This is a genomic window from Saccharomonospora iraqiensis subsp. paurometabolica YIM 90007, from assembly GCF_000231035.2.
Classification (GTDB): Bacteria; Actinomycetota; Actinomycetes; order Mycobacteriales; family Pseudonocardiaceae; genus Saccharomonospora; species Saccharomonospora paurometabolica.
Genome location: NZ_KI912259.1, coordinates 66259 through 74675 on the forward strand (window position 1 = coordinate 66259; position 8417 = coordinate 74675).

Consider the following 8417-nt stretch of genomic DNA (forward strand, 5'->3'; position numbering starts at 1 on the left):
CGGGGCGCCGGGCGCCGCGGATGTCGGGACCGCGGACACCGGGAGCGCGGAGCCGGATGCGACGGAACCGGACGCGACGGAGACGGTCGCGGAGCTGGCCGGGCTGCTGCGGACCGCGGCCGAACTGGACCCCGCCCCCGAGGCCCCGGACGATCCGCCGAAGCTGGCCGTGTCGAACCGGCTGTGGGTGTGGCGGGCGCTGGCGGTCCGCCCCGGCTTCCCCGAGGAGCTCGCCACCTGGCCGGGCGGCACGGTCGCGACCGCGTTGTTCCCGGAGGACCCCGAGGACACCCGCGCCGAGATCAACGCCGACGTCGCCCGCACGACGCGGGACCTCATCCCGGAACTGCTCCCGCCCGGCAGCATCGACGGTGACACCGTGGCCGGTCTGGTCAACGCGCTCTACTTGCGGGTGGCGTGGACGTACCCGTTCCGTGCGGACGACACCGGGCCGGGTGATTTCCACGGTCCGTCCGGGACACGGCAGGTGCCGATGATGCGCCAGACCGAGACGCTCGGTTACGCGGAACACGCGGGGTGGCGGCTGGTCACCCTGCCCGCGGTGGGCGGGGTGCGTGCCACGGTGCTGCTGCCCGACCGGCCGCTGGCCGAGCAGGAACCCGGACTCGACGCGGACACCCTGGCCGAGCTGCTCGCCGCCGAACGTCAGGCCCGGGTGGAGCTGACGCTGCCCCGCCTCACCCTGGACACCCGCGGTGGGCTCCGGTCCGCGCTGGCCTCGCTGGGTGTGCGCACGATGTTCCGGGCGGGCTCGGACTTCGGTGAGCTCTCCGACGATCCGCGGTTGACCGTGTCCGACGTGCTGCACGAGTCGGTGTTGCGGGTGGACGAGAGTGGACTGGAGGGCGCCGCCGCCACGGCGGCGACGATGCGGTTGGTGTCGGCGCCGTCCGGGCAACCGGTCACGGTGACCGTGGACCGTCCGTTCCTGCTGCTCGTGCGGCACGCCGCCACCGGGGTGGTGTACTTCCTCGCCCGGGTGGTCGAGCCGTGACGACCACGGCACCCACCCGCGGCCGTCCGCCGGTCGAGCGCGGGACCGTGCGCCGTGCCGTGCTGTGGCCGCGCCTGGCCGACACCGTGGTGATGCTGGCCTTCGTCCTCGCGGCATTCCTGATCTACCGTCCACTGTGGTTCAACCTTTCGGACGGCTACCTCTTCTTCAGCGGGCAGGACCAGAACCTCTGGGAGTGGTTCTTCGCCGTCACGGCACACAAGGTGCTGAACTTCGAGAACCCGCTCACCACCACGCTGCAGAATCACCCGGACGGGGTGAACCTCGCGGCGAACACCGCGATGCTCGGGCTCGGCATCCCCCTGGCGCCGGTCACCGTCCTGTTCGGACCCACGGTCACCTTCGCGCTGGCGCTCACCGGCGGGATGGCGGGCACCGCCGTAGCGTGGTACTGGGTGCTGTTCCGGCACCTCGTCGACTCACGGGCGGGTGCGGCCGTCGGGGCGGCGTTCTGCGGTTTCGCCCCGCCGATCGTCTCGCACGGCAACGCGCACCCGAACTTCGTCGCCCTGTTCCTGCTGCCGTTCGTCGTGCTGTGCCTGCTCACGGTCGTGCGCGGGGCGCCGCCGGTGCGCGGTGGGGTGCTCCTCGGGCTGCTGGTGGCGTGGCAGCTCCTGCTCGGCAAGGAACCCCTGCTGATCGCCGCGGTCACGATGACCGTGTTCGCGCTCACCCACGCGCTGATGCGCCCGGCGCACGCGCTCGCCCTGGCCCGCCCGCTCGGCGTCGCGCTCGGCACCGGCGCCGCCGTGGCACTGGTGCTGGTCGCGGTGCCGCTGTGGTGGCAGTTCTTCGGCCCGCAGAGCTACCCCGGACTGGAACACGGGCTGCGGGGCAACGACCTCGCCGCGTTCCCGGCGTTCGCCACCGAGTCGCTGGCGGGGACCCCGGACAGTGCCGTGCCGTTGTCCATGAATCGCACCGAGGAGAACGCCTTCTTCGGGTGGCCGCTGCTGCTCGTGCTGGCCGCGGTGGTGGCGGCGCTGTGGCGGGTGGTCTCCGCCCGCGCGCTCGCGGTGACCGCGCTCGTCCTGGCGTGGATCTCGATGGGCGCGGTGCTCTACCTGGACGGCACCCCCACCGCGATCCCCGGTATCTGGCTGTTGCTGTTCGACCGTCCGCTGTTCGACTCGGTGCTGGAGAGCCGGTTCGCGATGGGTGCCCTGGTGCCCGTCGGCATCCTGCTGGCGATGGCCACCGAGCGGGTGCTGCGCATGCGGACACGCCCCGACTGGCGCTACGCCGCCACGATCGTGTGGGTCAGCGCCCTGGCCTTCGCGTTGATCCCGATCGCGCCCACCGAGCTGCGCGTGACCGAACGCGACGAGGCACCGGCCTTCTTCGCCGACGGCACCTGGCGCACCCACGTGCACGACGGGTCGGTGGTGCCCGTCCCTCCGCCGGATGTCGGGGACGCCGACCCGCTGCACTGGCAGACGGCCGCGGGGATGGGTTTCCCGCTGGTGGAGGGCTACTTCGTCGGGCCGAACCGGGACGGCGAGGGGATGTACGGCGCTCCGCGCAGGCCCACGTCGCTCCTGCTGGAGCGGGTCGCCGAGGACGGCGGGATCCCGGAGATCACGGTCGACGACCGCGCCGCCGCCCGGCGGGACCTCCGGTACTGGAACGCGGACCTGGTGGTCCTGCCGATCGGGACCGAACGTCAGCACGAACTCCGGGCGACCGTCAACGCCCTGCTCGACGCCCCGGGGCGCCCCGTCGGCGACGTGTGGCTCTGGGACGTCGACGCGCTGCTGGAGCGCTAGCCGGGGGTGCTGTCACACCGGAGGACGCGGTCCCGCGGTGCTCAGCGGGTGCGCTGCCGCACGGACCGCAGGGCGTCGAGGTAGTCCCGGGTGGCGGGCTCGGTGGGGAAGCGGTGGGTCAGTGTCGTCGCCAGCTGCCCGGACACCATCAGCAGCGACGGCAGGGAACGTCGCCCGGCCTCGAGCGCCCGGTGGCCGAGTGTGGTGGCGTGGTCGAGGTCGCCGTCCCGGGCCGCGACCACGGCACGGGTCAGTCGTGCCTCGGCGAGCCGCATCGGCCACCGTTCGCCGTGCCCGGCTCCCGTGCTGACCCGGGCGACCTCGTCGCTGAGCTCCCGGGCGAGGCGATCGTCTCCCACGGTCCGGTAACAGTCCATGGCGTAGAAGTCGAACTTCGACGGGTCGACGACGAAATGGTGGTCGTACTCCAGACACCCGACGACGAGCGCGAGCCACCCTGCCAGTTCCAGCGTGCTGCGGTGCTGGGCGAATGTGAGCCGGTGCCACCGCATGTCGACCAGCCGTCGCAGCCACTGGCGGCTCTCGACGAGCAGCTCGCGCGGCGGTCGGCGCGAGTAATCGCAGCACAGTTTCTCGACGGTGATGCGCACGGCGTCGAGCGTGGTGTCGTCGATGTCCGAGCACCGCAGGCGTGTCAGCAGTTCGAAAGTGTCCATGCCTGTGGCGGTGAGGACCTCGGACTCCGGGGTGATGGCCTGGGTAGCGCCCTCGGGTGGGAACAGTGCCGAGGTCACGGTGCCGAGCGTGGCCGCGATCAGCGGAGCGTAGAAGTCACTACCGGTAGTGACAAGCCGGTGACACAGCGGGTCAGATCGGTCAGTGGTCCGTCCCCGCTGTGTCCTCTTCCGCCTGCGGTTCGCCTCGCCGATCGTGACGGATGTCAGCGCGTCGTCGCCCGGGATCGGCCACCGACGCGTCCGTGATCGAGGACGAAGGGATGTCGCATGAGCTCCTCGGACTGCGACGGGACGGAAGTGACGGCGGAGTTGACCCGCCGTCAATGGGAGTTGCTCGACGACCTCCTGGCGGAGGTGTGTTCGCGCAGCGTGGAAGGTGGGAGGACCTGCACGACCGGGGCCGCGGGGTGCTGGAGGCGGTGCGCCCCACCCGGCCGGTCTGGCCCACCGTGAACCCGGACGAGGCGATCGAGGATGCGCGGCGCGCGCTGTCCGAGTTCCGGCCCGCTCCGGACGAACACCTGCTCCGTCGGGTTCTGGAGGGGCTGTACCGGCTGTGACACGGCTCCGGCCGGTGCGGTCGCCGTCCCGGCTCCCCACCCAGCCGGAGTCGGCGATCATCGACAACGACGTGAGGAGCCACATGTCCACACCGACCACGGCCCCGCCGTCGCCCGGGTGTACGAACTGCCGGACTACGGTGCACACGATCCGCGCCGGACCCCTCCAGGCACGGTCGGGTAATGGTCGCGCGCTCCGGGACGAGCTGAGGTCCGCGTCTGTTCCGCGCGTTGTCACACCGGAGGGCGCGGCCCCGTCCCCGTGCCAACGGGCGCCATCCGGGCGCCCGTTGGCACGGAGGAGGAACCATGGCACGCATTCCGGGAGTCCCGACGGCACGCGCGTCGTGGCGCGCACGGCTGGCGTACCGGTTCGCCCGCAGGCGCTACGGGGCGGTACCCGAGCCGGTCACCGTCGTGGCGCACCACCCGCGGCTGCTTGCCGCGTTCGGCGCGCACGAGATGCTGGTCGAGTACGGGAGCCGCACGTTGCCGCCGGCCGTGCGCGAGCTGGCCGTGTACCGGACGGCCGTGCGGGTGAACTGCTCGTGGTGCGTCGACTTCGGCACCATGCTGCAGAAGCACGCGGGGTTGGACGTCGAGCGGCTGCGGGCGATCGACGACTATCCGACCTCGCCGCTGTTCACCCGGCAGGAGCGGCTCGCGCTCGCCTACGCCGACGCGATGACGGAGCTGCCCCTACGGGTGAGTGACGAGCAGGTGGCCGAGCTGGAGGCCGAGTTCGGACGTGCCGGGCTGGTGGAGCTGACCTACCAGATCGGGCTGGAGAACATGCGCGCCCGGATGAACAGCGCCCTCGGCATCACCGACCAGGGCTTCACCTCGGGCGCGGCCTGCCGGGTTCCGGTACCCACCGACGCGGAGGTCGCGGGACGGTCCTGACGCCGCACCCCACCGAAGAGCCGAACGCCCGGGTGGGAGAGCCGTACCCACCCCACCGCCGAGAACACGTCACCTCACCAGGCGAGACACCCGCTCAACGTGAATCTGCGGTCCCGTCCGTCTCAAGTGGTGGTGCGACCGTCTCGAGTGCGGCGAACAGGGCGTCTTCGGACTGGGCACCGAGGAGTACGGGTCCGTTCTCCACGGAGAATCGCGGCACGGTGGTGATGTTGTCGTCTCGGTTGCGCTGGAGCTCGCTGTGGATGACGTCGGTGCCGTCGTCGCTCCAAGCGACTCCGGTCTCGGCGGCGAGGTTCCGCAGGGTGTGCGTGTCGGCGATGTTGTGGCCGTCGACGAAGTAGGCGTGAAACAGGCTCGTGACCATGTCCTCGGCCCGCCCCTGGTGTGCGGCCACGGCGATGAGCCGGTGCGCGTCGAAGGTGTTGGTGAACACGGCCCGGTCGAAGTGGATCTCGGTCCCGTCGGCATCGAAGAGCGCGCGCACGTGGGCCACCTTGTCCGCGGCGTCGGGTCCGAGATCACGGTGGTGCACCTCGGTCAACGGTTCCCCGGCGGTGGAGGCGTGCGGTGCCACCTGGAAGGGGCGGAACGTGACCTCGATCGTTCGGCCGACGGCGCGATGCCGGGCGGCTGCCCGGGCGAAGCGGGCGTAGCCGAGGTAGGACCAGACGCAGGCGATGTCCAGGGTGAGGGCGACGTGTGGTGCGGGCCTGTCGGTCAGTGTCGTGTGTTCCGGCATGTGTGTCCCCTCGTTCTCCGCGGTGTTGTCAGCGGGGCGCGCTGAGGTCGTTGTCGGTTTCGTCAGTGACTTTTTCGGCCGGTGCCGAGGGTGTGGTGATGGACAGCGGCTTGTCCTGCAGGACGAGGGCGAGGACGACGGCCAGGGCGGCCACCGGTGTGAGTGCGGTGAACAGGTCGGCGAATGCGGCGGAGACCTCGACGCGGGCGGCCGCGGCTGCGGGTCCGGTCCGGAGTCCGTGGGTGAGTGCATCGAGCTGGGGTCCGATGCGGCCGGTGAGCAGGCCACCGAGCACGCCGATGGCGAGCGTGGAGCCGAGTTGGCGGAAGAAGGTGCTGGCTGCGGTGGCTGCGCCGAGATGGGCGGTGTCGACGGCGTTCTGCAGCGCGAGCACGGCCGGTTGCATGGTCAGTCCCAGGCCGTTTCCCACCAGCGTCAGCGCGGTCACGAACAGCAGGGTGCCGGTGTCGGTGCCGACCGTGGTGAGCAGGCCGAAGCCGGCGGTGATGGCGAGGGAACCGGTGATGACGAACGGACGGTACCTGCCGAAGCGGGTGATGAGGTGGCCTCCGGCGAGGTTGGCGACGAGAACCCCACCGGTGAGCGGCAGCAGCAGGGCACCTGCGGTGGCCGCGGAGTGGCCCTGCACGGTCTGGGCGAACAGCGGGGCATAGACGACCGCGGAGATCATCGCCGCTCCGGTGATGAAGGACAGGCCGACTCCGGCGGCGATGATGGGAGAGCGCAACACGCGCAACGGCAGGATGGGATCGTTGTGGCGGGCCTGCCAGAGCAGATAGGCCAGTGTCGCCAGGGTGGCCGTGACCAGCAGTGCGGTGTGGTAGGGCTCCGCGGCCAGTGGCGTGTCCTCGCTCAGTGCCAACAGCAGGGCCGAACTTGCGAGGGCGATCAGGGCGGCACCGAGGATGTCGATCCGTCGCCGCTGTGGCGTCGAGGGTGCTGCGGGCGGGAGGTACCGGGCGGCGATGATCATCGCCGGGATGACCAGCGGCAGGTTGATCCAGAAGGCGGCGCGCCAGCCGAGGGTTCCGGCGAGAATTCCACCGACCAGTGGTCCGAGGATGCTGGCACCGGCCAGCACTGCGCCCTGGCGTCCATGGAAGCGGCCGCGGATCCGGGCCGGGAACAGTTCTCCGGTGATGGTGGGAGTCAGCGCCATCAATCCGCCGGTGCCGATGCCCTGGACCGCGCGTGCGATCAGCAGGACCGGCATGGTCGGTGCGAAGGCCACCGAGGCCGATCCGAGCAGGAACACCACGGATGCGGCGACGTAGAGACTGCGACTGCCGGCGAGGTCGGCGGCCTTGCCCCACAGCGGGATGGACACGGCGGTGGTGAGCAGGTAGCTCGTGACCACCCAGGCCAGCAGGTCCGCACCACCGAGTTCGGTCAGGAGGGACGGCAGCACCGTGGCCACGATCGTCGAGTCCATCGCGGCCAGGAACACCACGACCATCATGGCCCAGAACGCGGCCACCGTCCCCGGCTGCGGCTTCGGCAGCGGCCCCCGGTCCTCCGCTGCTCTCGGTGTTGTCTCCACCGGGTCTCTCCCTACGCGCGGCAACTATCGTACAGTTGTGTATCGTAGATGCCGCCCCGGCATCTATGCAACATGAGTGTTCTATAGAGGAGGAAAGTGAACCGCAGTGATCCGCGTGCGGTCCGTACCCGCCAGGCTGTGCTCGACGCGACCGTGACCCTGCTCGCTGAGCGTGGTGTCGAGGCGATGACGATGGACGCCGTCGCCTCGGCCGCCGGCATTTCGCGGAGCACGCTGTATCGGCACTGGTCGGACCGGCTACCGCTGCTCGTCGACGCCATCGAGCACCTCGGCGAGCAGATCAACGAGGCGAGCATGGAGGAGTCCGAGGGCGACCACACCCTCGAATCCGAGTTGCAGCGCGTCATCGGAGCACTCGGAGCGGGGCTCCGATCGCCGACGTGGGGCCCGATCTCCGGCAGCCTCGCCGCGGCAGCCGAGCACGATGCGGCGCTGGCGGAGGTATACCGCGACCATGTGCTGGGCCGGCGGGAGCATGTCGTGGCCGTGCTGCGGGAATCGCAGCGTCATGGAGCGCTTCCGAGCTCGCTCGATCTGGACTGGGCCGTGAGCCTGCTTGCGGGACCGCTCTACTACCACCGGCTCGTTCTGCACCAGCCCCTCGACGAAGCCGCGGTGGCTGAGCACGTGCGCCGCACAGTGAGCCTGCTACTCGCGGCCGATACAGGGATGGCTGCGGGGGGTCGATCGCCGGGGTCGCGGGGCGGGCAGAACGGCGGCCCCGTCGGCAGTGGCGAGGGTTCCTGAGATCCCGCCGAGGACAACGGGAGCTTCGGCCGGAGGGCTTGGGCCAGCCATCCGGGACGGTTTTTGGCGCTGCACCCCACCGAAGAGCCGAACGCCCGGGTGCCGAGCCGTTGATTGTCTGGTGATCGCCACTCGGGCGCGTCGGACGGCACCGGACTCAGCGATGGTCGTGCCACTCGAACGGCGCGCCCGCTCACCCGGACTCGGACTCGGCGTCGGCGTCGCGCCCGGCGCTGTCGGCACGTCGGCAGCCGAGCACGATCAGGGCCGGCATCGCGAGCATTCCCGCGCCGGGCAGCACGAGGGCGATCATCGGTGTCGTGTCGGTGAGCGCCCGGGCGACCGCGAGGACGGCGGCCGTCGCG

At 71.0% G+C, this 8417-nt stretch carries 8 protein-coding genes; 5 read left to right on the forward strand and 3 right to left on the reverse strand.

Annotation, left to right across the window (positions count from 1 at the left end; all coding sequences use genetic code 11):
* Nucleotides 1–1015 (forward strand): serpin family protein (locus tag SACPADRAFT_RS29130; protein WP_007025480.1); only part of this gene is annotated, 1015 nt, incomplete at its 5' end.
* Nucleotides 1012–2802 (forward strand): hypothetical protein, encoded by a 1791-nt coding sequence (locus SACPADRAFT_RS0221195; RefSeq protein ID WP_028662655.1) that lies wholly within the window; start codon nt 1012–1014, stop codon nt 2800–2802. The genes SACPADRAFT_RS29130 and SACPADRAFT_RS0221195, both read left to right, overlap by 4 nt.
* 41 nt (nt 2803–2843) lie before the next feature.
* On the opposite strand, the gene SACPADRAFT_RS33420 is transcribed toward SACPADRAFT_RS0221195, so the two are convergent.
* Complete coding sequence (locus SACPADRAFT_RS33420; RefSeq protein ID WP_007025478.1) at nt 2844–3557, reverse strand: hypothetical protein; 714 nt, start codon at nt 3555–3557, stop codon at nt 2844–2846.
* A 299-nt stretch (nt 3558–3856) separates the two neighbouring features.
* On the opposite strand from SACPADRAFT_RS33420, the gene SACPADRAFT_RS33425 reads away from it, so the two are divergent.
* Nucleotides 3857–4060 (forward strand): hypothetical protein, encoded by a 204-nt coding sequence (locus SACPADRAFT_RS33425; protein WP_007025477.1) that lies wholly within the window; start codon nt 3857–3859, stop codon nt 4058–4060.
* Nucleotides 4061–4369: 309 nt separating this feature from the next.
* Nucleotides 4370–4963, forward strand: a complete 594-nt coding sequence (locus tag SACPADRAFT_RS0221210) for a carboxymuconolactone decarboxylase family protein (RefSeq protein ID WP_007025476.1) — start codon at nt 4370–4372, stop codon at nt 4961–4963.
* A gap of 94 nt (nt 4964–5057) precedes the next feature.
* On the opposite strand, the gene SACPADRAFT_RS0221215 is transcribed toward SACPADRAFT_RS0221210, so the two are convergent.
* Together SACPADRAFT_RS0221215 and SACPADRAFT_RS0221220 are read right to left on the reverse strand one after the other, a co-directional pair.
* Nucleotides 5058–5723: a DsbA family oxidoreductase gene (locus SACPADRAFT_RS0221215; protein ID WP_007025475.1), complete on the reverse strand. Its 666-nt coding sequence runs from the start codon at nt 5721–5723 to the stop codon at nt 5058–5060.
* A gap of 28 nt (nt 5724–5751) precedes the next feature.
* Nucleotides 5752–7284 carry an MDR family MFS transporter gene (locus tag SACPADRAFT_RS0221220; RefSeq protein ID WP_007025474.1) on the reverse strand — a complete coding sequence of 511 codons (1533 nt, stop codon included), beginning with the start codon at nt 7282–7284 and terminating at the stop codon, nt 5752–5754.
* 96 nt (nt 7285–7380) lie between these two features.
* Here SACPADRAFT_RS0221220 and SACPADRAFT_RS29135 point away from each other — a divergent pair, with 96 nt between their 5' ends.
* Nucleotides 7381–8052 carry a TetR/AcrR family transcriptional regulator gene (locus SACPADRAFT_RS29135; protein ID WP_007025473.1) on the forward strand — a complete coding sequence of 224 codons (672 nt, stop codon included), beginning with the start codon at nt 7381–7383 and terminating at the stop codon, nt 8050–8052.
* The last annotated feature ends 365 nt before the right edge of the window (nt 8053–8417 follow it).

Coding starts and splice junctions, on each gene's coding strand:
- SACPADRAFT_RS0221210 (WP_007025476.1), top strand. CDS start 4,370: ATGGCACGCATTCCGGGAGTCCCGACGGCACGCGCGTCGTGGCGCGCA.
- SACPADRAFT_RS0221215 (WP_007025475.1), bottom strand. CDS start 5,723: ATGCCGGAACACACGACACTGACCGACAGGCCCGCACCACACGTCGCC.